Annotated in this window: 18 protein-coding genes; 9 read left to right on the top strand and 9 right to left on the bottom strand. The window is 35.9% G+C overall.

Features of this window, described 5'->3' with window-relative positions:
- Positions 1-6: 6 nt before the first annotated feature.
- The gene (locus PP2015_RS10150) at positions 7-1,404 is read right to left on the bottom strand and encodes a hypothetical protein (protein WP_058030161.1); all 1,398 of its coding nucleotides are present in this window, start codon (positions 1,402-1,404) and stop codon (positions 7-9) included.
- Positions 1,405-1,484: 80 nt separating this feature from the next.
- Complete coding sequence (locus tag PP2015_RS10155) at positions 1,485-2,057, bottom strand: rhomboid family intramembrane serine protease (RefSeq protein ID WP_058030162.1); 573 nt, start codon at positions 2,055-2,057, stop codon at positions 1,485-1,487.
- Between the two features lie 250 nt (positions 2,058-2,307).
- Here PP2015_RS10155 and PP2015_RS10160 point away from each other — a divergent pair, with 250 nt between their 5' ends.
- The 4 genes from PP2015_RS10160 to PP2015_RS10175 all read left to right on the top strand — a co-directional run bounded on the left by PP2015_RS10160 (position 2,308) and on the right by PP2015_RS10175 (position 8,522).
- Positions 2,308-4,374: a M13 family metallopeptidase gene (locus tag PP2015_RS10160; RefSeq protein WP_058030163.1), complete on the top strand. Its 2,067-nt coding sequence runs from the start codon at positions 2,308-2,310 to the stop codon at positions 4,372-4,374.
- Positions 4,375-5,184: 810 nt separating this feature from the next.
- Positions 5,185-5,817, top strand: coding sequence for a LysE family translocator (locus PP2015_RS10165; protein ID WP_058030164.1), 633 nt, complete (start codon positions 5,185-5,187; stop codon positions 5,815-5,817).
- Between the two features lie 1,064 nt (positions 5,818-6,881).
- Entirely contained in the window at positions 6,882-7,367 is a 486-nt protein-coding gene (locus PP2015_RS10170; protein WP_058030165.1) for a hypothetical protein, read from the top strand.
- Positions 7,368-7,670: 303 nt separating this feature from the next.
- The gene (locus PP2015_RS10175) at positions 7,671-8,522 is read left to right on the top strand and encodes a hypothetical protein (RefSeq protein ID WP_058030166.1); all 852 of its coding nucleotides are present in this window, start codon (positions 7,671-7,673) and stop codon (positions 8,520-8,522) included.
- Positions 8,523-8,771: 249 nt separating this feature from the next.
- Here the strand turns inward: PP2015_RS10175 and PP2015_RS10180 are convergent, their stop codons facing one another.
- Positions 8,772-9,572, bottom strand: a complete 801-nt coding sequence (locus PP2015_RS10180; protein ID WP_058030167.1) for a hypothetical protein — start codon at positions 9,570-9,572, stop codon at positions 8,772-8,774.
- Positions 9,573-10,007: 435 nt separating this feature from the next.
- Between PP2015_RS10180 and PP2015_RS10185 the strand changes: the two genes are divergently transcribed.
- The gene (locus PP2015_RS10185) at positions 10,008-10,448 is read left to right on the top strand and encodes a DUF6957 family protein (protein WP_058030168.1); all 441 of its coding nucleotides are present in this window, start codon (positions 10,008-10,010) and stop codon (positions 10,446-10,448) included.
- A 174-nt stretch (positions 10,449-10,622) separates the two neighbouring features.
- On the opposite strand, the gene PP2015_RS10190 is transcribed toward PP2015_RS10185, so the two are convergent.
- Both PP2015_RS10190 and PP2015_RS21875 read right to left on the bottom strand, forming a co-directional pair.
- Positions 10,623-11,729 carry a helix-turn-helix domain-containing protein gene (locus tag PP2015_RS10190; protein ID WP_058030169.1) on the bottom strand — a complete coding sequence of 369 codons (1,107 nt, stop codon included), beginning with the start codon at positions 11,727-11,729 and terminating at the stop codon, positions 10,623-10,625.
- A gap of 141 nt (positions 11,730-11,870) precedes the next feature.
- Entirely contained in the window at positions 11,871-12,032 is a 162-nt protein-coding gene (locus PP2015_RS21875) for a hypothetical protein (protein ID WP_157599080.1), read from the bottom strand.
- Positions 12,033-12,295: 263 nt separating this feature from the next.
- Between PP2015_RS21875 and PP2015_RS10195 the strand changes: the two genes are divergently transcribed.
- Complete coding sequence (locus PP2015_RS10195) at positions 12,296-12,964, top strand: recombinase family protein (protein WP_058030170.1); 669 nt, start codon at positions 12,296-12,298, stop codon at positions 12,962-12,964.
- Positions 12,965-13,053: 89 nt separating this feature from the next.
- Here PP2015_RS10195 and PP2015_RS10200 read toward each other — a convergent pair whose 3' ends face one another.
- Positions 13,054-13,260: a hypothetical protein gene (locus PP2015_RS10200; RefSeq protein WP_058030171.1), complete on the bottom strand. Its 207-nt coding sequence runs from the start codon at positions 13,258-13,260 to the stop codon at positions 13,054-13,056.
- A gap of 177 nt (positions 13,261-13,437) precedes the next feature.
- Between PP2015_RS10200 and PP2015_RS10205 the strand changes: the two genes are divergently transcribed.
- From PP2015_RS10205 to PP2015_RS10215, 3 genes are read left to right on the top strand one after another with little or no spacing between them, the layout of a single operon-like run.
- A complete protein-coding gene (locus PP2015_RS10205) occupies positions 13,438-14,688 on the top strand; it encodes a metallophosphoesterase family protein (protein ID WP_058030172.1) in 1,251 nt (416 codons plus the stop codon).
- Positions 14,685-16,451: an ORC-CDC6 family AAA ATPase gene (locus tag PP2015_RS10210; protein WP_193330505.1), complete on the top strand. Its 1,767-nt coding sequence runs from the start codon at positions 14,685-14,687 to the stop codon at positions 16,449-16,451. Before PP2015_RS10205 ends, PP2015_RS10210 begins: the two co-directional genes overlap by 4 nt.
- Positions 16,452-16,486: 35 nt before the next feature.
- A complete protein-coding gene (locus tag PP2015_RS10215) occupies positions 16,487-17,320 on the top strand; it encodes a hypothetical protein (RefSeq protein WP_206646013.1) in 834 nt (277 codons plus the stop codon).
- Between the two features lie 66 nt (positions 17,321-17,386).
- Here the strand turns inward: PP2015_RS10215 and PP2015_RS10220 are convergent, their stop codons facing one another.
- The 3 genes from PP2015_RS10220 to PP2015_RS10230 form a co-directional block, all read right to left on the bottom strand.
- Positions 17,387-17,641 (bottom strand): hypothetical protein, encoded by a 255-nt coding sequence (locus PP2015_RS10220; protein WP_058030174.1) that lies wholly within the window; start codon positions 17,639-17,641, stop codon positions 17,387-17,389.
- A gap of 906 nt (positions 17,642-18,547) precedes the next feature.
- Positions 18,548-21,208 carry a tetratricopeptide repeat protein gene (locus PP2015_RS10225; RefSeq protein ID WP_058030175.1) on the bottom strand — a complete coding sequence of 887 codons (2,661 nt, stop codon included), beginning with the start codon at positions 21,206-21,208 and terminating at the stop codon, positions 18,548-18,550.
- An 86-nt stretch (positions 21,209-21,294) separates the two neighbouring features.
- Positions 21,295-22,761, bottom strand: a complete 1,467-nt coding sequence (locus PP2015_RS10230; RefSeq protein WP_083496564.1) for a phospholipase effector Tle1 domain-containing protein — start codon at positions 22,759-22,761, stop codon at positions 21,295-21,297.
- Positions 22,762-23,052: the final 291 nt, after the last annotated feature.

A 23,052-nucleotide genomic window follows, 5' to 3' on the forward strand; every position in this document is an offset into this window, starting at 1 on the left:
AGCCCACTAATTTTGTGGGCTTACTTCTTTGACATCTGCTTCATTAGCTAATTTATGATTACCACTGGCATAAAATGTCAGGTTACTTAAAATCTCAGGCAAAAATAACTCACTATTGAACTCATGTATTTTCATTGTTTGTTTAGCATGAAATTGCAGCTCGATACTCGCAAGATTATTACCAGCCCATGTCTCTAACGAATCCGATTTAATAAACTTATCAGGCGTTGCTTCTTTATCTTCTAGCAACTGCTGCCAAACCTCTTTCTGTATTTGCGCAGGGGTATCTTCAATCTCATCTAGTGCATCATTTATCCAACCTAGCCCAAATTCATTATGTGCTGATAGAATATTTTCATACAAATTTCTTCTATCAGACTCGCTGGCAATATCATCTTGCTGCACTACAAAATCACCTTTGTCTGTTTGATAATATTGTCTATGGGCTTGATAGTTAACTTGTTGCCCTAGATAAGAAAAAATATTCTGCGCATTATCTTTATCAGCTTCATCCAACATAGATAACATATCATCAAGCATATGCTTACTCACTAAACCCGCCATATCGACAATCCCTCGGCTTTGTTCAAAACTACTTTGTGAAATATGGTGATTCATTTCAACCAGTTGTTCTGAATTAAGCTTGTTATCTGTCAGGAGTTTAGCGAAGTTTTTTGCCAGCTTATTGCCTGCATTGTTCGCATAGTATCCAGCTTTTAACTCCATGCCATCTTGATATGAAAACAATACGGCATTCTCTCTACCATATTTATCAGCTCCAACCGGTGAAGCTGTTTTTTGATAACCTTCCCCTTGAGAAAGTATTGAAGACATAGCCTCAATAGAGCTACTCAACTCATCTTCAGACATTGCATTGAGGGCTGTTATCAGCTCATCTGGTACAGTGCTCTTTTGTGTTTGGAAAAACTCTACACCAGAAATCTCTACCATAAATTCAGCAAACTGAGCCAACTCCTCATCTGACATTTTTTCTGCTAATGACAGCAGCTCTTTCGTCGGTTTAAGGTGCTCAAACATTATTTTATGCTCCCCCTCTAAGCGCTCAAGCTGGTCAAGAAAGGCATTAATGTCTTCTACATCGGTTAATTCACCGTATTGGTAAGTTCTTTCTTTGTGTGGGTCCCTCATATCAATTGCACTACTCGTTATTTTGTAATGTCGCATGCCAAAATAACTAGGCAACTCTAGATTAGACGTGTGGCGCCCTTTGAATGGATCTTCATAAGGAATTATCGGCGCATTTTCCATTCCTTTATATTTTTCGAGATCGGGGTTTATATTTTCTTTAAACTCATCAATCGCATTATTAAACTTTTCTGCCACAGGTGCAGAAACTGATCCTGATAGAGTAATGTTTGCTAGTGGGAGATTGGGTATTTTCATCGCTAATCCTTTGAACGACTATTAGGCTTTGATTACTTTATCGACACTAATTACTTTTAGCTTAGCGATTTTTCCTAAATTTATTTTTTACTCTGTCTAAAGATGTAAGCCCCCAATAAACCACTTATAAAACCAAAAATATGATTAGAACTGCTGGTTTGAGCAGAAAAGTCTAATAATGTCGCCAAAAAAGCAAAATCTAAGTAATAGGTAACGGCAACTAGAACCGTAAAACTAATTGCACCAACTAAGTTTCGATTAAACACAGCCGTGCCAAATAAAAAGCCATAATAACCCATCACAATACCCGATGCGCCAATATGGTTACCATATTCGCCAAATACCCAAACTAGCACGCCCGTCATAACCATGATAAAAACGGTGACACGTTTAAACCCAGTCTGCAGACTTGCTAAATATCCGCTGATGAATAAGCCAATAGAATTACCCGTCAAATGGCCCCAACTCGCATGGATGAAAGGTGCTGTAAAAATACCGTATAAACGCTCGGGAAGCTGAGGCACTAACCCCAAATTAGATATAATAGGTGGGTAGAACGATGCCACTACCATAAGCACATGCATGAGCAGCATGGCTAACAGTAATAATCTGAAGTTGTATGGGAAAAGCTTTGTGCGCTTTTTTTCATTCATCTATTTAGCATCTTTCATTATTTGCAAAAACTTGTAGCTAGACACCTTCATCTAATTTACGTCATTTTTAGAGAAAATTAACACGAACTTTCACTATTCAACGGCATTTTACCCTCATTTACCTAAAAAACTTGCCCTTCACTGTTTGTGGACTGAAAATGGGTTTATTCCTCAATTGTTGTTTAATGAGGAACATTTCTTACTTAAAACATAGATTGAGATTTTACTCAATTAAAAAGAGAAGATAACAATGAAAAGAACTGTTATTGCGACAGCCTTAGCCGCTGTCTTTTTAGCTGGCTGCTCTGAGTCAGAACCAAAAGTTGAAAAAGTACAACAAGTAGAACAAACAGCTGGTAAAGCTGAACTTGGCACATTCGGTGTTGACCTAACAGCACGTGATGAAAGCGTTAAACCTGGTGACGACTTCTTCATGTATGCAAGTGGCACTTGGTATAAAAACTACGAAATGCCTGCTGACAAAACGCGTTACGGCGCGTTCACGTCACTTGCTGAGCGCAGTGAGAAACAAGTTAATGCCATCATCGAAGACATTATTTCTCGTGATAACTTAAATGCAGAAGAGCAATTGATTGCTGATTTCTACAACGCATTTATGGATGTTGAAACCCTTAACAAATTAGGGATCACTCCAATTCAAGGCCTACTTGATGAGATCAAAGCCATTGATAATACAGACGCCCTAACAAAAGCGTTCGGTCAGTCTTGGCTAACAGGCGTAAACTCACCGATTGGCGGTGGTATGTGGTTTAACCGCCTTGATCCAAACAAATATGAAATGTCTATGGGTGCGGGCGGTCTAGGTTTACCGGATCGTTCATACTATTTAGAAGAAGCAGAGCGTTTTGAGAAGACACGCGCAGAATATGTTGCTCATATCGCAAACATGCTTAAATTTGCAGGCTTAGAGAATACAACTGAGCGCGCCCAAGCGATCCTTGCGCTAGAAACTAAAATGGCTGAAGGCCATTGGCCACGTGAAAAGCGCCGTAACCGCGACCTGACACTAAACCAAATCAAACGCGAAGATTTAGCTAAAGAGTACCCTGGTTTCAATTGGGATCTTTACTTTGCACAAACAGGTTACAAAGTGCCTCAGCTAAATATGTCTCAGCCTGAGCCAATCAAAGCAATGATTGACCTTGTGAATAAAGAAGACCTTGCTGTTTGGAAAGATTACCTGACTTTCCACGCTATCAGTGGCAATGCAAGCCTGCTTTCAGAAGATATCTTCAACGCATCTTTCGAGTTCTACGGTAAGCACCTAAGTGGTCAGCAAGAACCTCGTCCTCGTTGGAAGCGTGCTGTGAGCCAAATGTCTGGTACACAATCTTTAGGCTTTGCGATTGGTAAAGTGTACGTTGATAAGCACTTCCCTGAGTCATCGAAAGAGCAAATGTCTGAACTCGTTGAAAACCTGCGTAAAGCCCTTGGCGAGCGCATTGAAGGTCTAGACTGGATGGGCGAAGAAACAAAAGTAAATGCTCAGGCTAAACTCGCTGCATTCGTGCCTAAAATTGGTTATCCAGATGTATGGCAGTCATTTGATGGTCTAGCACTTAAAAACAATGACCTAATGGGCAATGTTAAAAATCTGCGTCAATTCTTCAGAGATGACAGCGCATCAAAAGAGCTTGAGAAAACTGACCGTAACCGTTGGGGTATGACACCTCAGCGAGTAAACGCATACTACAACAGCTCATTCAATGAGATTGTATTCCCTGCAGCGATTTTACAACCACCATTCTTCGATCCAAATGCTGACGCAGCGGTAAACTACGGTGGCATCGGCGCTGTTATCGGTCACGAAATGGGTCACGGTTTTGACGACCAAGGCTCTAAGTCTGATGCTGAAGGTATCCAACGTAACTGGTGGACTGACTCAGATCGCGCAGCATTCGAAGCAAAAGCTGACAAACTTGCAGCTCAGTACAGCCAGTATGAGCCAATCGAAGGTAACTTCGTAAACGGCCGTAACAGCCTTGGTGAAAACATTGGTGACGTAGGTGGCTTAGCAATGGCTTACCACGCGTACAAGCTGAGCTTAAATGGTAAAGAAGCACCAGTTATCGATGGTCTGACTGGCGACCAACGTTTCTTCTTAGCTTGGGCACAAGTTTGGAAAGAGAAGCGTACTGAACAAAGCATGCTTAATCAGCTTCGCGCAGGTACACACGCACCAGGTCGCTTCCGTGCCCTTGCACCACGTAACCATGACGCATGGTACAAAGCGTTCGACGTAAAACCAGGCGATAAGTTATATCTTAAACCTGAAGAGCGTGTACGCATCTGGTAAGAAGCAACAAGCTTAATACTTAAAAAGCCCAGCATTTTTGCTGGGCTTTTATATTTACGCTTACTGCTAAACCGTTTTATTTCTTTTAAAGTACGTATCAAGAGCAATTATTCCACCTACTTCGATCTTCTAGTGCACCAATAATATAGATATATCAATAACAGTACTTACAATCAAAGTTCCAAACACTCCCTCTGATTCAATGTAAGATTTATTTATCGTGTAACCAAAAGGAGCTAATGTTGTCACATAAGTATATTTATAAACTGAATGAGGCATTTGTATTTTATCGCGAAATTAGCCAGAGGTGTCACAAAGCCTTTGCTTGTTAAAATAACAATCTATAAAGCCTCATTTATGTTGAATATGTATTAAACCTACATTTACTGAATATTTTTCATACTAAATAATTTACAAATAAAATCCGGATTATGAAATCGTAACCGAATTAAAAGTGATACGTTATAAACATGTCTGTACCGCAGGATCACTCATATCAAAGTGCGGCTATAATTTTGCCCTACGCAATGCAAGTGACTTACTAAAATCTTTTAAATTACATGAAAACTAATATAAATATAATTGCACTAAAGTCTAAGACCGTATTGGTTATATTTAAAGTCAATTTAACTCTCTTAAAATTCACTTGCCCCACTCTTTTTCTTTAACTTACGATGAATATTGTTATGCAAAAAATTTGCACAAAGGATTTGTGAATTCTCAAAAGGAAATGGAAGCGACACTTACTTCCATCAAACAACCAATGGGTTACAAGCTGCCCATTAATAAGTTCAAGAAAGGAAACTAAACATGCTGATTGATTACACTCTAATATTATTATACGTAAGCTCAATTGTGGTGTTCTTAGGTACCCCAGGGCCTGTTGCAGTGTTGGTCGCCAATAGCAGCGTAAATGGCGGAATATCAGCGGGGATGAAGACAATCATTGGGACTAACTTAGCGTCTATTATTTTAATTTCAGTATCATTTTTGATGATCAATGGTATATTTTCAGCCAATGACCATGCACTCTCCTTTCTAACATTTTTTGGCGCGCTGTATCTTATCTACTTCTCTATAGACACTCTCAAATCAAAAGTTAATTTATCGAAAGAAAGTGTAGACAAGAACAAAAGCAAGTCTTGGTTACGAAGCGGCTTTTTAATTGGTATTTCAAATCCAAAAGATATCTTATTTTTTATTGCTTTCTTTCCGGCATTTTTTAATGTCACAGACAATAAAACCGCTTCAATGTTTTTGTTACTGACGATTTGGGTAATATTAGATTACGCACTGTTATTTTTACTGTCTTTTTTCTTCACTAAAGTATCAAAAGAAAACACTGCAAATAAAATAAACAAATGTTCTGGGTCGATCTTATTACTGATAGCCTGTTTCGCTTTATATACTTCAGCACCAGAAGTATTTCAGGTACTGGCTTAACAACTAAAAATAAACTGTATTATCAGGCTGATTGTTACAAATTTGTTTAAACACCTCTTAAATACAAAAAAGCTCAGGCGATTTATTACCTGAGCTTTCATTAGTTTTTGTCCCCTATTTTTCCCTTGCGGGGATAAGTAGAATACAAACCTTTTAATTCAAAGCATTAAGCTTAGAATGGCATTTTGAAGCCTAATAACAGCAGGGTAATTTAGGCTTATTTAATCTTATTAAAGCCCATTTTTACTGGCTTAAATGAATGTTTCATAACCTTCTATAGAGTCAAATAAGTATTTATTTGTCCCTTATTTGTCCCCGCTTGTAGGTTTACTATTACTACTTTTGACAAGTTTAAAAAGTATGTTTTCCTTACCAATAACTATCACCAACAAAAATCCTCATGAAAGACATCCAGAGGCGAGCTCGTGAAAGACGTATCACAAGATATAAAGCAAAATTCTGTCACTCAAATATAGATATAAATAAAATAGCATATGATTACGCCATTCAACTGAAGAAACAAAACCAAAAGAAAAGAAGCTGGTGGCGCTGCATATTTGAAAGGGTTAGAAACAGAAAACCTGAAAAATAACTTTCTTAACTTTAAAGTCATAAGTAACTTTAAATGAGTTTAGGAGTAGCCGTATTCGCCATTACTAGAGCGTCTAAATTCATTTTTGATCATATCAAAACTGATTTTCCTTGAACTGCAAATTACTGTTTGATTACCTAACTCAGTGGAACGGATGGATTTAATTATCTAGCAATGCAATGTCTTGTAAAACGGATGTGGTCTAATCGGGATCTTAGGGCAATTGCATGACAGTCTAGCTAACTGTTGGGTACCAAAGCTGGTTATTAATCCTTATCTACTCACGCTCTAATGAGCATCTATAAACCTTTAAACTGCGAGGAAATTATTTTGATTGTATAAAAAGAGGATTTCTGTGGGTATCGATTAAAGCTAAGCTCCCACTCTGATCCTAATTAACCACTCAGATTTTTGACAGAGTCACGATTAATGCGATTTTTGTTATTCAAATTACAAACTAAATAGGAAAAAAATGAATAACTCAAAATCATTCATCAAAAAACATTCATCATTAAATCTTACACAATCAGCAAAGACTTCTGTTATTTCAATAGGAGGTACTGCAGCAAATGAGTATCAGTTTTATAAATTAAAACCTGCTAATATTGTGGGCTACACCCATGAATTTCAAATTATAAAGAAAAGCTTACCAATTCAGCCTTTTAGGCGCTTACCATTTAAAATTACAGCTAACGATAAAGCTATGCTGCAACTTTTTATGATTAAATTTAGCGAAGTAATTGGTATAGAAACTAAGAGTTTTTGGTCAGAAATGGTCAATAATTTCGGTTCGCACAATTGCTCATATAAAATCAAAGAAGCTCAATTAGAAGAATACATTATTTTTGAGCTTATTAATCTAGGAAGTGGTACAGTGACTCTTGATGCAATTGATAAGCTAATTGAAATCAAAAAGAAGTCATTCTGGTGTAATAGTATAAATGTTGATTTTATGTAGCCATTTGCAAACTTAGGTTATTTCATGTAAATGCAATCATTGGTCTTGGCAGAGTTTCAGTAAGAACAAAGTTAGTTGCTACTAACTTTGTTACCAGTGATTACATTTTGTAAAACTAAAAACAGCAGCTCATATCATAACAAACTGGACAGGCTAATAGATTTAAACTGAATCTGAAAAACAGTAATAAGCAAATTTGCGAAATATTAAATTGCTAGGCAGCTATATAAACCTTTATTCATATATAAAGCGTTATCGGTTATCATTGTACGATTAAACTCTCAAAAATAAGGACAGTAAGAAGTGCAACAAGAAGAACTATCTCACTCTTGGCGTGAAGAAGGCAGGGCAATATATAAAGATCGAGATACTCTAAAGCATGATATGGATAAGATAATTTCTTTGGTCTTAAGAGACTGTACAGATGGTGACTGGGACGAAGATTATATTACTCGTTCATTATTAGCAAACATTCGCGACTGTTTTACTGAGGTTCACCTTGATGAAGATCATGAATTAGGAAAGCCATCAGTTTGTCAGATCCAAGCTTATAAAAATAGAAAGTCTAACAATTTTGAGGCAAATTACGGTGATATTGGAATATTAGTTAGACTTAATTTAGGCAAAGGAAGAATATTAGAAGGTGTAGCTTTAATAGAAGCTAAAAGAATTTATACGCCTGATAATGGAGTTGATAACGTCAAGTTCCCACATTTTCATGCACTTGAGTTCGATCAATTAATTAAGCATGTTGGGAATAGTTCTAATCATAGAGTCGTTTTTTATGACTTTTATACTAAAAATGAAAAAATTGTTTATAGTGCTCAAACTCTACCTTCTCAGCATTTAATTGTAGCCAAAGTTGATGACAGGTCTATCTATTCGTTAACTGAAGACTTTTCGTATTGTCTAACCCATAGATATATGTGTGGGTACGAGCTTAATTATGAAACTGAGATTATAGATGGATTTAAGGGAAACCTTGGATCAAAAGCTGCGGCAAGTTATTTATTAGAGCTTAACTTTGTCACGAAAGAAGATTTTAAAGAAGGCCGACGAGACGCAGAGAGTACAGTTAATACTGATACTTATTTGCCACTCGAAGCAGGTTTTCTAAATACTCATAGATGGTATCCTAAGCTAAAAGCTGCATAACAAGTTCTAAGAATGATTCCAACGAATGGCATTTTCATTTCATAGTTAGGGTTGTTCTTATGACGCACGGATTTAAGTATCATGTCCAAATTGCTCATAACTCAATAAAGCCAACTGCCACTAGCACTAATAAAAAATTTAATGACCAATCTGACTACAAAAAACAATTTTAGTAATTCAAGTTAATACTTATTCGATAAGGAAAAATTTAAGTATTCTTACCCGCTTTTAAAATTTGAACTGTTATTTTCACAGTGGAGCTTTTGTTTCAACTTTGTTGTAAGAAGCTAGAGTTTTTAGTTCTTTCTCGGTATAAGAAAATTCCACCAATTTATTAATATAGTCTAAGTAAAATTCATAAGGAGTAGAGCTTCCTCCTCTGCTTTCATAAATGTAACTAACTGATTCATCCGGACCGTCAAGCAAGTAAGAAGTTACAATCATTTTTCCCCCACTTCTTAATATGAAATATCGTGGTACCGACTTAGATACATGAATTCTTACATTTTCATTCACACTTTCACCGACTCCAAATCTTGAAACAAAATCAGATATATTTTCCTGAGCGTCCCTTACTAGCCGTTTACCCTTTCCTTCAACTTTACTCTGAACTAGAACTTGATCTGATTTTGGATCAGCAAAAATGACTCTGACTTGAAAACCTTCCTTTGATTTATCTTCAATCCTTTGAATAATTCTATTTTGGTCGATGAAACCATTCATTGCGATTCCAACAATATCAAGCTCTTTAATTCTGCCACAAGAGCTAAAGAAACTTTCTAGACTTTCACCATCACTGATAAAGGAGTGATAACCTGGACCAAAATCCTTAATACCTAAATCATCAAAATTTTTTGATTTTATCGCTTTTTCAAAATCTTTATGTGATAAAAACAACGCAACACCAGCCGACAACAAAGCAATACCTAAATTATGGGCCACCGCAGAGAAAGTCTCATTACCAAAGATTTCAGATAAAACAATCAAAGTTATCCCAAAAGCTCCAACATTCAGGGCTCTTACAACAAAAAACTTCTTGATCCAAACCATTACATTTCCTTTTAACCATAACCTTTTGATAAATAGAACAACAAGAACCACTAAAGTAATAAAGAAGTTGTTTCCTCATTTTAAGAAGCTTGTACGTTCATATGTCACAAATACAGTCTTCCATTCTATAAAAACTACACTGGCTCCATAATTAATGTGTATCAGATATTTTAACTTATTGCCAATCTTGAACTTTTCTTGTTTATTTGTAAATTTCATTGTTGGATACAATTTTTTGATTATTCTTATCACGCCACAAATAAAGTTAATGTTCAATAAAAGTTCATACGATTTCTACGTAACGTTAGTACTGGCTTTGTTGGCTCAGCATCAAGAATACTTAGTAAATACTATTGGGATATATTCACCTCATTTTTGACAGATTTTTTAACTGCTATTCAATAGTTGCTCCTATATACAAAGAGAGTAAAAACATTGAGTAATAATTTAAATCAGCAACTAAAAACAATCGCATCCTTAATTGACTGCAAACTAGGTCACCCAATTACTGGGGGGAATGAATCTCAGATTGAACAATTGATTGCGACTGCTGAAAAGCTAAATCATAAGCCTATTCGTGTGCTAAAAGATTGGAAACGATTTGAGCTTTGTTTGAATGAAGAAGACGAGCAGTTATGTAGAGAGCAGGAGCCCGAATTATCAAAAGACGGTATATACCTTGTGTATTCTCACAACGTGATCTCAGACTCGACATTTATGGTTCCTGCTGGTGGCTGGGTTAGAAGTACGTTTTTAATAGCACTTCACAATCAATGCATTTTCGAAACACCAAATACAAACTACATATTGGTTGGTAACGGCCGTGAGGTAAAAATCTCACTAGAAGAGTACTACTTACTAATGAGTTTGCGCTAGGTAACAATTTTCGTTAGTAATTTATTAATGCTTAAACCAATTTTATGATGGCTTAAGCATTACTATTCGCAGGTAAACATTGTCAAAATTAGAACCTCTTGTGATTAAATTTAAGAAGTTGAAAACATCAATTCAACTAGCTTGCACTTGTAAACATGCACTAGATACAACACATTATAAATCAAACACTTGAGGTAGGTTGTGGTTGACAAAAACTACTTTAAGACTGTTTATCGAGATGTTTAGATCTTCAGCAGCTTTGCGCACTGAGATCTTGCCTGAGCCAATAGCCTCATTGAGTGCTGATGCAAATTCGAAGTTAAAGCTCAATGGTTGGGTTGTTTTGGATAACCCTCTCCCCTCCTTTAATTTGTTTCTATCCATTCCATCGAACTGCGCTTGAGTGATCAGTCCAAGTGTTTTTAGTCTTACAAGCATGGCAGGACTGTTAACTAAGAATTTATCTGCTAGTGCATTCACATAGTCTTCGTCCACATCATTGGTGTTTAAGTTCATGTGGGCACGAATAGTGTCCTGTGGCATCAGGATGGATGAAACAAATGCGTCTGCAAGCTTTTCAACGATAGGCTTTTTTCCTTTGTCGTTGAGATATGCTTTTTTAACTTTTAATGGGATGAGCGCGTCCCAAGTTAAGCTGTGAAATAGATCATGGGCATAGTTAAAGTTTCTAATGCCTAACACCTCACTTCTATTAATCACGATGTAGTTTTTAGAGGTCATATTTACCGCAGCGCTAGACACTTTTGGATTTAGGTCAAGGTAAAAGGTCTTGATCCCGAGTCGTTCTGACACAATGCTTTGGATTTTTTGGGCTGGGTACTTGCCTAGGTTTAGATGTGCAGTAAGTTGTTTTGCATAAAACTCGGCGTCACTCACTGTGCTTTGCTTATTTAGTGGCAGCTTAGGTAAGATTGCCAGTTTTTCTTCTTTGTCTTTTATTAGGTATTCAAATAGAGCAATGATCTTAGAGACGTACTTCTCTGTTTCGTCTAGCTCAGCTTCAGATGCGTCATACTGCCTCCAAGAAAACTGTGCTTTCCCAATGACAGAAATAGGATCTAAAAACTCATCCATAGTTATGTGCAAAAACTCAATTGCAGATAACAATTCTTCCGGCTGCATCTTTCGCTCACCGGTTTCGATTGCAGATAGTGTTTGTCTATCCTTAAAGCCCATTGCTTTGGAAAGATCTGATTGTTTTATGCCTCTGCTATTACGAAACGCTGCCAGTCGTTCCCCAATAAAATTGTCCGTTACCATTTACCTACTCCCAATATATTGGGAATATTATCATCTTGCATATTTTAAAGTGCAAGATTAACGCTAACTTAAATTTGATACTTTGATTTTGCTGGCAATGTAGTTGGTTTTCTGTCAGAAGCGTCATTTACTCTTTTGATGTTATTGCTTTGGAGTAGAAGCCTTGCCATTCTGCTCATCTTTAATTCTCTGCAGCTTAACATTTCTTCTTTCTTTTGATTTTTCTAAATCAACGCCTGGATTATCAAACTCTCTAGTCTTGAACATATTTTCATACTCAATATTTTTAATTGCTGATTTCATATCAGTCATTCCTCATTAATAGTTATAAAAATTGTTCTATCAAAAAACCTACCATGTAAGTTTTCAAATTTTACCCCCATCGTTTAATGATCAAAAACACATAACAAATCCAATATTGGCTCAATTTAATAATCAGAAGAACGTTTAGCCTCCTATCAATCTTGAAGCCACATTTTTGACGAAATTCCAAAATAAAACATCATGGTCTTAAAAATAAAACCCTGCTAAACCAACGTATAGCAGCTTTTTAAATAGGATGAATTTTGAACTTTATTGCATATTATCGTGTTTCAACACAACGTCAGGGACAAAGTGGCCTTGGATTAGAATCTCAACAATCAATTGTTTCTGATTATATTCAGAGACAAGATGGCACCCTATTACATCAGTACACAGAAATTGAATCAGGCAAAAACAATAACCGCCCTCAACTGACTCAAGCACTGCAACATTGTCAGTTAACTAATTCTACTTTAATAGTTTCGAAACTAGACCGGCTTTCTCGTGACCTACATTTTTTAAGCTCAGTAATGAAAAGCAACATTAAGTTCATATGCTGTGACCAACCAAATTCAGGTCCGTTAGTTTTACAAGTACTCGCTGCCGTCGCAGAACAAGAAAGAAGATCAATATCGTCAAGAACAAAGCAAGCGTTACAAGCAGCAAAGAACAGAGGTAAAAAACTCGGTAACCCAAACTTAAATAAGGTTCGCAATACGTGCTCTAAAAAGGCACAGGCTAAATTTATTGAGAACACTGAGAAATACCAAAATGCGATTTTCCCAGTGATTAAGAGTATTCAAGAAAGAGATATAACTACACTTGCAGCTATAGCTAACGAACTCAATAAGCTCGGTTTTAAAAGCCGTACTGGTAAACAATTTTATCCAGCTACAGTGAGGAATATATTAAAAGCGAAAGAAGCTAACTAAAGTCACTGAGTGGCTTCATATGTATGTCTTGCCAGGACACTATTGTAATGAAAGGCTGCAAAGTCTCTCACAGCCCAATCAATAAATAATTACCCTTCAATTTTCATCGCAAACAATCCCCTAGCACCGTAAATAAGCGTCGAACAGCATACTGCTTGTATAAAGCTCACAGTCACATCTTGACCTTTAATAAGCTCTAAAACCGGACCAAGTGCAAAATACAAAACTACCGCTAATACAAAGATATTAAAAGCCAGATAGGCTGGCCAAACCAAAAGAAAGTCACTGAATTTCAATGTTAAGACTCCATATAATTTTATATTGAGTCTTCTATTATCCACGGCAGAAAAGTTTGTCAAAAAACTATAGTTTCAACAATTAATTGTCACTCTTATGCATTTTAAATTTTTATTCAACAGTGCTAAAACTATGATATATTTGACTTTTAAACTAGCTTAAAGGTTAATAACTTCATGCCTACAGATTCATTGAAAGTTGCCGTGGTGAGTGATTTGCATTTTGTAAATCGTACCAAAATTAATGATGGCAGCCATCATTCATGGTTGACATTCAATGAAGATAAAACGTTTACAAATAACTTTTGGCAAAGCTTAATTCAAAAAATTCAAAGAGAATCAATCGTTGCCGATATACTTGTTTGCCCTGGGGATATAACAACTCACTCTGAAAAAAGTGCTCTGGTATACGCTTGGGAAAAAATTAACGAATTAGCCATAGCTTTAAACTGTAAAACACTTATTGCTTCAACTGGCAACCATGATGTAAATAGCAGAGGGTTTAAAGTAGATAACCCTATTAGAAGTCTAAATGCAGACCACTGCCTTGTAGAAAACCTAAAGCAGCTTACTCCCATTTACCCTCTCGTTAATATCGGCAAAGGCGAAACAACTGATGATCACCTCAACAGGATTCACTACTTTGGTTCAAATTTTCTTCATAAAGAAACCGATACTTACAATTTGATCACACTTAATAGCTGTTCAAACCACACTAATGATCCAGCAGCATATGAAAAAGGCTTCATTTCAAAGTCTACGCATCAGTGGTTAGAAAAGACTTTAAAAGCAAGTAAAAGTAAGAATAAAAAATTAGGTATACTTGTATGCCATCATCATCCAATTCAGCATTCTGAACATAATTTAGGTAATTATGACTTTATGAACGGCGGTACAGAGTTACTTGAAATGCTGAATAAATATGGGAGGTGGATTGTTGTTCATGGTCACAAACATCACAGTAAAATTTCATATTACTCTGATGGTAGCAAAAAAACTGTTGTATTTGCTGCTGGCACACTTTCTTGCCACAAAGAAAGCTTAGGTAATGAATTCACGAACCAATTTTATGTTATGAATATAAACTCTGGAAAACAGCGAGGAACTCCTGAGGGAGTTTTAGATGTATACTCTTGGCAAGGAAACTCTTGGTCATTATCTAAAAGAAAAAGCGATGGTGTTTTTACTGGTGTTGGCTTTGGAGATGTTGGTTGTTTGGATGAACTAGCTGAGAATATAGCTAATAAAATAACGCCTGTAACTGGTAAACCGTGGACTGAAATACTCGAAGATTTCCCGAAGATTAAAAATTGTGTTCCAAAAGATCTAACACATCTTCAAGAAATTCTTGAAGAATATAATATAGATTTTGTATTTAATGATAATGATGAAATCATAAAATTAGAAAAAACAGAGGTGCAGTTATGAAACTAGAAGCATTTAATGCCAAGCACCTCAAAAGTGAAGATATCGCAGGTTCATTTGTTTCCTCAAAGCTATTTCTAGAAACCGCTAAAAATGAGCATACAATACTAGTCGGACCCAGAGGAAGTGGGAAAACTACGTTTCTTCGAATGTTAAGCATCAATACTTTAAGCAAATGGGATAAAGCTAAAGAACTTGATATTGAGTATGATGGGATTTACGTACCAGGCGATCTTGTTTGGGGTGAAATGATTAAATCACTAGACGAAGTAGGGTTAAAATCAGAGATCTCAGAATCATTTGCATATAGTGCATTTTTCACCCATGTAATGTTAAATACTTTAGAAACTATTGAGCACTCTTTGAGCCGCTTTAATAAAGAATTCTTAGAAAAGCGGTCAAAAGAAGTTAATCAATCTCTTGTAGAGATTTGTGAGCTTTTAAAACTTAAACCTGAAAAAATCTCCTTCTCTAGACTGAGACATGAGTTAATACTAAAACTTAATCAACTAGGTGAGTACTCCAGAAAAATTAGTCTACTTGGTAGTTCAAGTTTTGATGATTCAGAATTTCAAGACAAAGCTCCGTATGCGTTTAAAGATCTAAAAATCAGCCTTGAGTCAGTCCTTTCTTCAATAGATCGAGCTTTAGAGCGACCAAATCATAGATGGGCATTACTTTTAGATGAATTTGAGATAGCTCCCAAGAACCTACTAGATAAAGTTTTATCAAGTATGCGTTCATCTGCTCAAAAAGTTATTTTTAAGGTTGCTCTTGTCCCTTGTGGATTTCATCAAGAGGTAAAAACTGTAACTAGTGCGATAAATGACTACTCTATTGTAGAGCTTTGGTACGTTACAAAAGGTGAAAGTAATGAGTTTTGCACTAATCTAGTTGCCTCAAAGTTTGGAATAAGCAACCCTGTTGAAAAACTTGGTTCAACTAAATTTGGCTCAAGAGTTACAACAAACCCGAATCTGTGGTGTGAAGTTTTTGAAGAATTATTCAACAAAGATGATTCATTTAAAACGTTTATATTATCCAAAAAAATAAACTTTAAAGAGATATTTCTGTCATCAGAAGCTACTCCTAGCTTAATCAGAAAAATTTCACCAATAGTTGCTTTTAGAAATGCTTTCCTTAATAAGAATGGAAAAAGGAAAGGAAGAAGAGCTTTGCCCGAGTTTTACTCGGGTTGGGAGGCAATTTCGACTATTAGTGAGGGGAACCCTCGTTGGCTTTTGTCCGTATTAAGTCCTTTAATGTCAAATGACCAATCAAGTAGAATTAATTATTCTGCACAAATGTCAAAAGTAGATAATTCGACAAACAGTTATGCTGCGATGCTTAAAACACTGCCCTTATCCAACAATATGGGGCTTACAACTAAGCAACCAATATATGATTTACTCGAGTTAATTGGTAAGTATTTTAACCAGAGACTTATAGATCTTCCTTTCAATTCTACTTTGAAAACAGCTTTTACTGTTGACCAAGCAGTTACAAAAGACATCGAAGCTGCGTTAATGATTGCATGGAATTATGGAGCAATAGTTTCTGTTGGCTCTGAAAATACGTTTGGATCATATGATAGTTTACAAGGAATGAGATTCAGACTTTCGTACTTATTATCGCCTAAGTTTGAATTAAACCTTACAACTAATTCAACTGTAAACCTCAGTGCAATTTTAAACCCTGGATTAAAAGCTAAAAAAGATTTGATTTACGACAATATTGATGATCCGCAGCAGGATATGTTTTTATGAAGCCTAACTATAGTATAACCCACCTCCGAAATATTATGGAGAATTCTGTAAAAGAAGAAATGTTATCATGCGATTTAATAATTTCTAACAGAGGCAGGCTGAGAGATGCTATATCATTTATTGGTGAAGATGCCTTTGACTCTATTCCAATTTTAGAAATAAATAATAAGCTTGAAGAAAACATTGAAATTAAAAGCTCAAATGATGATACAACTAAAATAGGTATTGATATTTCTCTTATCGATAGAAAAACACTGGCTGGCTTATTTTCCACCCTCGCAAAAGTTGCGCTTAAATATCAGTTCGAAATTAGAATTATATATACCTTAGCAGAATACACTCCCCCTTCTGGTGAATCCCATCCAAATAACAACGTAAAACCTGTATCAAATTTCTTTTCCGGTTGGTCGAGTCGACCAGGTCTACCTATTTTATCTATTGTTGGCCTAGGTTACGAGAGAGATAAGGCAATTGGAGCAGTAGAGTTTTTGGAGAGCTCTGAAGCTTTTCTGTATTTACCAAAATCAAATGAGCAACGATATTATAGCGATGTTATGAAAGGTAATAAGAGACTAATAGAGTGCTACCCAGATAATCATCAATTCGCTTACGATTTAGAATCACCAACCCAGACCATACTCTCATTAGATGCAGTTATTAATGCATATAAAAATAAATTTAAAATTGTTTTGCTACCCTTTGGACCAAAGTTATTTTACGCTTTATCACTGATCATTTCAGTTCATCACCCCGAAATTTCTGTATGGCATGTGAGCGGCGAACAAGACGATACAGACTCAACTCAAGACAGAAGTGTTAGTGGTCTGATAGGTTTCAGTTTTTGCATAAGTAATTCAGAAGCAGTATAAATCTATTTGTTAAGTGACAAATTTAATTAATTTGTCACTTAACATCAAAATGAGCCAAACTATTGTTTAAAGTAATATAGTCTCTTTTGGATCATCGCTCAGAATTCCAAAAAGCTTGCTACCTACAAGGTTGATAATAATTTTACCTTGTTTAGATTTATCTTTAGACTTTTTTGTTTGTTGTATTATTTGAGATACATGTAAAGCATAATTTTTTGCTAACTCTTCACTTAACCCAAAAGCTTCTAGCTCTTCCGGCTTCACGGCCTCAGTCATTATTAGTGCGCCCCAAAGGATCTTTTGTGTACGAGTTAAAGTCATAATTTACATTCCCAACCAGATTTTCTATTGCTTTAAACTTACTACTTAATTGAAAACTTAATTATTAAAACCAGCAGAAATAAAAATAGGTTTTAGTGGATGAATCTTAAAGCGTAACTAAGAGAGCATCAAAACTCGAAAAAAGAATTGCCGTGCGATTTTATGTACACAATATCCAGAAACTCGTCTCTCAGGTTTTAGACCATAGTAAATGAAATGCCAAGTTCAATGTCAGTCGAGTACACGAAACTAGCAAATGCCCCTGATATACTTAGTTATTGGTGCAAGTCGCTCCGACGGAGCCATAGAAATGATGATTGTTAAGCCATTTGAACAATTTTAAATAGTTAAATCTGCATTTATGAGCCTCAGATCCGCTCTGCAATGGCAAAATCAAATACACTTAATATAAATTCCTCAAATCAGTTCCAGGCTTTTGAAGGCCAGACATAAAAGTCTAAGTCAATAAGATATTTAAACCTACATTTGACATTACACTAAAACTCAGAGTATTAAGCTCGTACAATGTAGAGTAAGAGGTTGTTAAAAATGAGAATTTGTTCGCTAAGTAATTAGAATTTCTGAAATAGAGGTTATGTCAGTTCAAAAATAAGCATCAACTAAGAGCAATAAAAGTACTTCAGCTCGAATCCATTCAATGTACATTTACTCAAACACATATATAACATCAGCCCATTGCAAAATCTCTTTAGAGCAAAGAGCCAAATAAGCCTGTTGAACATTTTCATTACATGGCTCTACCGAGCTGTATAAGTTAAACTTATCAACACAATTAAAAATCTCAAATTGGGAGGCATAGCTGTAAAGTAACAAGTGTTTAAGTCACTGAGAAAATATAAGATCTAAGATTCTCATATTAAATGGTAGTTATCACTACAGAAAATACTAACCAGCGTTTCTAATCTCAATCAAATTTTGTAACGGAATTAAAAAATCAAATGCCAAATGATATTCTAACGACTCAGCCAGTCTATTAGCCTCTAACAAACTATCAGTTGCAATTTCAGTAGTGTGTTTGTCTGAGTTACCCAAACTAATAGCAGCTCTCGCTATTAACGAATCTACTTTCAAAATTCCAAACTTTCTTGAGCTCGATACATCTACACAATCTTCAATAATCACATTAGCTTTTTCTTTTAGCCCAAGTTTTGCATTCACCATTGCCAGCATAATAGAAATTTTCAATAGCCAATATTCCATTTTTGATTTCCTAGCTACTTTTTCCGCCTTTTTAAGTTCTGCGCTGGAATCCTCAAATTCATTTAGTTGATAGTGAAGTACCCCTCTCAAATAGTGTCCTTTTAGACGAAGATCTTGACGTTGGTTTAGTCCGGCATATTTATCACCTTCATCAAGAAGTCTTTCAGCTATAGTATGTCTAAAACGATTCAGCTCAATCTCAGCTAATCCGTACGCACTTGAACACCGAAAATCAGTTTGGTTCTTTCTATGTAATTTAAACGAATTAAAAACCTTCGCAAATCTAGTTTTAGCTTGAGCAAGCTCACCCTGTAAAAGGTGTAACTCTCCTCTCAACATGTGTAGTTTATTTATGAAAAATGAGTCAGGGTTCCTCTTTGATGCAAACTCCATAGCATTAGCCAAACAATGATGCGCATTGTGTAATTCACCACTTTGAATATTCGTTTTTGTAAGGCCTTGGAATGTAATTGCTCTGTTCAAGTAAGATGACGAAGTCCCCATTTCTTGAAGTGCTAAGTTATAAAACTTAATAGTATTATCTAGATCCCCCATCATTAAACTAAATTGACCAGCAGCATTTAGGTAGAAAGCTCTAGTATTTGTTACACTTGTAGGTGAAACAGAGAATATACTTATTGGTCTAATATCTTTCCTGTTGACATTTGACAAGGCAAGAGAACATCTCCACCCATACTCTGGCGTTGCAAGTTGCTTGATTATTAAGCCGTTTTTCAATTTAGTCTCATAGAGATGACTTGCATCTAACCAATCTCCGCTTTCGGAGAGGACTTCAATAGCTGAGACTAGCCATTCCAGAGTTTCAGTATCTTCAATAATTAATTTACTTGGTCTATTTGCTAAAAACTCCCCCACCAACCGACCTTGTCCATCAGTGTTTGTAACTTTGTTTCGAAAGAACTCTCTAATAATCGGATGGCAAGAATACCTAAATTTTTTACCAAACATCTCTTTCAAAACTAATCCCGAAATTACAAGTGCAGACAGTTCATGTTTTACAGAGACTTCCTCTACAGTATGTGACTTTTCATGTAACCGCTTTAAACTCAGAGCTAGCAAGCTATTCTCGTCAATAGGTTTATGCAGCAAAGACACTCCACTAAGAAGTATCACTTGAATATTAGTGATCGATCTTTCGTAGTGTGAAAGTAGACTGTTTATTTTTTGGGTTAGATCTTTATTACCAACTGGTAGTTTAGCCATGAGTAAGTTTAGATGACTAATGGGGTTCGCTTGTTTCTCTCTCGGCAAGCCCGCGGCAAATACCCTCAAAGCCAATGGGTGACCTTCAAGCACGCTATTTATTTTTGAATAGTCCCCTGCTGATCCGCCAACAAATAACCTTTGCAATAATGATTGGGCCTCACTGTTGGTAAGGTTACTTAATTGTAAGTGATTAACTTGCTTTGAAAACTGTCTTAAGTCCACGATATCAAATCTACTGGTTAGCACAGCTAAAGAATCTTTTTTGGACAAACATATGTCCATTAAAAAGTTTCTGAGATCTCCATCGATAAATTGGCCTTTTGACCTGCTAGATAGCTCGTATTGAATAACTTCCAGTCCATCTAGGACAATACACAATGACAATTTTGAAAAAACGAAGCGTAAAGCTTCAAGTGGCTCCTGCTCCCTTAATTTTGTAGTAACCAGGTTGTAGTTATTATGAGCAAAACTTAGAAGCGACTTGAAAAATATTTGAACGTTTTGCTCGCTGTAAAAGCTCCAATAAAAAAGCCCTTCAAAATTCCTGCATGTCAGGGCGTTGCCATTTTGCAACCAGTGACCTACCAAAGATGTTTTCCCTTGACCACCTATTCCAGTTACTGTAATCACTTTTACACTTGAATTTGTAACCCAGCCATCCAATTTTTTTAAGACTTCCTGCCTAGGAACATATTCACTATCGTTCGTTGTTTCGTGCACCCACAACTCTTTAAAGCTTGGTTTCGACTTTGCTACAGCCCTTCTCTTAGTTGAGATTTGATTTTTTCTAGCTGTCTCTTCAGCATTTTGTTTCCATGTGAGCAACTCTTCAGCCGTGTAGTTGCAATCATCCGAATCAACAACAGCATGACAATTTCTACACAGCCAGATACCATTATCGATAGAGGAAATAAACTCTTCTGATAATTGCCTATTATACCTTGGGCCATTGGGACTCGCAGAATTTATATGAGCAGCTTCACCACTTAATGTGTATTTTTGGGACTCATAGTGTGGTCCAGATGTTGTATTGTCACATTGTGGATTAGAACAAACATCATTAACTCTTCGAGCAAGAGTTTGTTTAAGCTTTGTCGTGAAATCACCTTTCCGCGCCAAGATATTTCCCTTAAAAAAGTTGAGAATTAAATTTAATACTGTAATGAGCGTACAATAAACTTTTAAAAATTATGACTATTTTTTAATTAGTTAGTAGTTAAAGCTAAGTTCATGTAAATCTTCTCAAACTGACAATTTACAAATAAATAGAGGCCATGAGCTTTATCACTATTTAACTCAACTAATTCTATACGAGTGTCTTGGTTTTCTGGAATTGAATCCCAAACTTTGTCAGAGACAATAATCGTCGACTCTGTTGAAGAGCTTGGGAAAGAATATGTGATTGAATGCTGCTTCAATTTCATATTGTATTCAATTTTAACTTTACTTATAAAGTTGTAACTATTTAATAACTGAAGTGAGTTTCCGTTCTTTCTTACATCAAATACTATCGCACCAGTGCTTTTACTATCTATACTATAATTAAATCCATGCATATCAAGGTGCATTTCATAGAGCCTAGCATCAAGTAAATCAAATTCATCCTTACTCAATCTTACTGATTTTTTTCGCTCAAACCCGCGTTGCTCCTCACCAAATATAAAGTCATAGATATTATCCAACACTCCGCGAGAATCGTGCTTACCTGAGGTAAAAGTGGCATTCTCTATGACAAAATGATTTTTATCAATAAGTCCTAATTTGGAAAGAGCTATTTCTCCGTAAACACGATAATAATTACCAAGGCCACTTTTGTAAGATGCACCTATATCAGAGTGCGCTCCAGGTAAAGCTATCTGAACCATTCTTTCAGAAGTATATATCTCAGGGGGGGGGCAACGGTTAAAGTCGAGTGTTTGTAAGCTTCCCCGTAAAGGAAAGAAATTAACATCAAAATCTTTGATTACGGGAAATAATCTTCTCGATTCATCATTTGCAATGAAGTGAAGTAGAAAATCTGTCGAAGAGGCAATTTCCAATTTCAACTCATCCTCAACGCTTGTTGCAACTGTATCGTATAGTATTCCTAGAGTACGAACTAAGGGAGCCCCTTGTATATTTTTGTCTAAATACAAGCTTGTTTGAAATTTATCACTTACAATGTTCATAAAGTGTCTAGCAATTGCCGCACCACGACTAAAACCAATCGTAATAACTCTAACTTCAGTATTTGAGCTGTAGTCGATGCTTCCCTTTAAATATGCTTCTAAATCTCTCAGCGCATTCTTAGCTATACTTTTGCAACTATAACATTGGGCTGAATCTAACTTCCGTGCAGGGTAAAATGTTTGTGTGCCTGGACCTTTGTAGTACTCACCATCATAACTATAAACCTTAGTAAGAAGATTGAAGAGGTATGCAACAACTGTCTGTCTGGAATTATCTTCAATATTATTTTTATCATTTCCAGTTCCATCAAATGCTACTACATAGTATCTAATCTTCTTATTATCTGTATTAGAAACCCAACGAGGAACTTTAAGATAACTGGTTGCCCTTTTTACTTGTTCTCTCTCTTCAAAAGTTACAGGTAATGGAGTATCCCCTGAAAACATACTACTGCAAGAAGGCAGTGTTAATATAAATAAAAATAGCAGAGCAGTTTTTCTCATTAATAAGTGCACTATATTCAACCAAAAAAATAAGAATAACACACTAAAAACAATTGAAACAACGAGGTATTTTCACTACTTTAATACTACATAACTTCCTAACTATTGATTTAGGAACAAACCCACTAAACACTTTAAAGATACGTCAGGCGCAGAGGTACATTAATTTCCATTTCCTCTGGAAGCTATATTTATTGAGGGAGTGACAATAAAATCTTGTAGCAAAACCGCAAACAGAAGCCTATGATTTAATGTCTAAAGTGTGACTTTTTGAATTTTGCTGGTGGTGAA

Origin of the sequence: Pseudoalteromonas phenolica (genome assembly GCF_001444405.1) — a bacterium.
In the GTDB taxonomy this organism is placed as follows: Bacteria; Pseudomonadota; Gammaproteobacteria; order Enterobacterales; family Alteromonadaceae; genus Pseudoalteromonas; species Pseudoalteromonas phenolica.

What these genes read in the sequence shown, in the direction of transcription:
- PP2015_RS10155 (WP_058030162.1), bottom strand. Translation starts at nt 2,057, where the DNA reads ATGAATGAAAAAAAGCGCACAAAGCTTTTCCCATACAACTTCAGATTA.
- PP2015_RS10180 (WP_058030167.1), bottom strand. Translation starts at nt 9,572, where the DNA reads ATGGTTTGGATCAAGAAGTTTTTTGTTGTAAGAGCCCTGAATGTTGGA.
- PP2015_RS21875 (WP_157599080.1), bottom strand. Translation starts at nt 12,032, where the DNA reads ATGAAATCAGCAATTAAAAATATTGAGTATGAAAATATGTTCAAGACT.
- PP2015_RS10210 (WP_193330505.1), top strand. Translation starts at nt 14,685, where the DNA reads ATGAAACTAGAAGCATTTAATGCCAAGCACCTCAAAAGTGAAGATATC.
- PP2015_RS10170 (WP_058030165.1), top strand. Translation starts at nt 6,882, where the DNA reads ATGAATAACTCAAAATCATTCATCAAAAAACATTCATCATTAAATCTT.
- PP2015_RS10190 (WP_058030169.1), bottom strand. Translation starts at nt 11,729, where the DNA reads ATGGTAACGGACAATTTTATTGGGGAACGACTGGCAGCGTTTCGTAAT.
- PP2015_RS10230 (WP_083496564.1), bottom strand. Translation starts at nt 22,761, where the DNA reads ATGAGAAAAACTGCTCTGCTATTTTTATTTATATTAACACTGCCTTCT.
- PP2015_RS10205 (WP_058030172.1), top strand. Translation starts at nt 13,438, where the DNA reads ATGCCTACAGATTCATTGAAAGTTGCCGTGGTGAGTGATTTGCATTTT.
- PP2015_RS10215 (WP_206646013.1), top strand. Translation starts at nt 16,487, where the DNA reads ATGGAGAATTCTGTAAAAGAAGAAATGTTATCATGCGATTTAATAATT.
- PP2015_RS10220 (WP_058030174.1), bottom strand. Translation starts at nt 17,641, where the DNA reads ATGACTTTAACTCGTACACAAAAGATCCTTTGGGGCGCACTAATAATG.
- PP2015_RS10150 (WP_058030161.1), bottom strand. Translation starts at nt 1,404, where the DNA reads ATGAAAATACCCAATCTCCCACTAGCAAACATTACTCTATCAGGATCA.
- PP2015_RS10160 (WP_058030163.1), top strand. Translation starts at nt 2,308, where the DNA reads ATGAAAAGAACTGTTATTGCGACAGCCTTAGCCGCTGTCTTTTTAGCT.
- PP2015_RS10165 (WP_058030164.1), top strand. Translation starts at nt 5,185, where the DNA reads ATGCTGATTGATTACACTCTAATATTATTATACGTAAGCTCAATTGTG.